Below are 1289 nucleotides of genomic sequence, written 5' to 3'. Positions count from 1 at the left end.
AAGGGGGTGGGAATACTCATCTTGAAGCAGGCTTCCCGCTTAGATGCTTTCAGCGGTTATCCCTCCCGAACGTAGCCAACCAGCCATGCCCTTGGCAGGACAACTGGCACACCAGAGGTTCGTCCGTCCCGGTCCTCTCGTACTAGGGACAGCCCTTCTCAATATTCCTACGCGCACAGCGGATAGGGACCGAACTGTCTCACGACGTTCTAAACCCAGCTCGCGTACCGCTTTAATGGGCGAACAGCCCAACCCTTGGGACCGACTCCAGCCCCAGGATGCGACGAGCCGACATCGAGGTGCCAAACCATCCCGTCGATATGGACTCTTGGGGAAGATCAGCCTGTTATCCCCGGGGTACCTTTTATCCGTTGAGCGACGGCGCTTCCACAAGCCACCGCCGGATCACTAGTCCCGACTTTCGTCCCTGCTCGACCCGTCGGTCTCACAGTCAAGCTCCCTTGTGCACTTACACTCAACACCTGATTGCCAACCAGGCTGAGGGAACCTTTGGGCGCCTCCGTTACTCTTTAGGAGGCAACCGCCCCAGTTAAACTACCCATCAGACACTGTCCCTGATCCGGATCACGGACCCAGGTTAGACATCCAGCACGACCAGACTGGTATTTCAACGACGACTCCACAAACACTGGCGTGCCTGCTTCAAAGTCTCCCAGCTATCCTACACAAGCCGAACCGAACACCAATATCAAACTGTAGTAAAGGTCCCGGGGTCTTTCCGTCCTGCTGCGCGAAACGAGCATCTTTACTCGTAGTGCAATTTCACCGGGCCTATGGTTGAGACAGTCGAGAAGTCGTTACGCCATTCGTGCAGGTCGGAACTTACCCGACAAGGAATTTCGCTACCTTAGGATGGTTATAGTTACCACCGCCGTTTACTGGCGCTTAAGTTCTCAGCTTCGCCAAGACGAATCTTGACTAACCGGTCCCCTTAACGTTCCAGCACCGGGCAGGCGTCAGTCCGTATACATCGCCTTACGGCTTCGCACGGACCTGTGTTTTTAGTAAACAGTCGCTTCTCGCTGGTCTCTGCGGCCACCCCCAGCTCATGGAGTAAATCCAATCACCGGTGATGGCCCCCCTTCTCCCGAAGTTACGGGGGCATTTTGCCGAGTTCCTTAACCATAGTTCACCCGAACGCCTCGGTATTCTCTACCTGACCACCTGAGTCGGTTTAGGGTACGGGCCGCCATGAAACTCGCTAGAGGCTTTTCTCGACAGCATAGGATCATCCACTTCACCACAATCGGCTCGGCATCAGGTCTCAG

At 55.5% G+C, this 1289-nt stretch carries 1 rRNA gene; it reads right to left on the bottom strand.

The features are described from left to right. Positions 1 to 1289: ribosomal RNA gene (locus tag ACFYYF_RS41550) — 23S ribosomal RNA — on the bottom strand; the annotation flags it as partial.

Source organism: Streptomyces sp. NPDC001914, from assembly GCF_042891215.1.
Lineage (GTDB): Bacteria > Actinomycetota > Actinomycetes > Streptomycetales > Streptomycetaceae > Streptomyces.
This window is presented reverse-complemented; position numbering and strand designations above follow the sequence as displayed.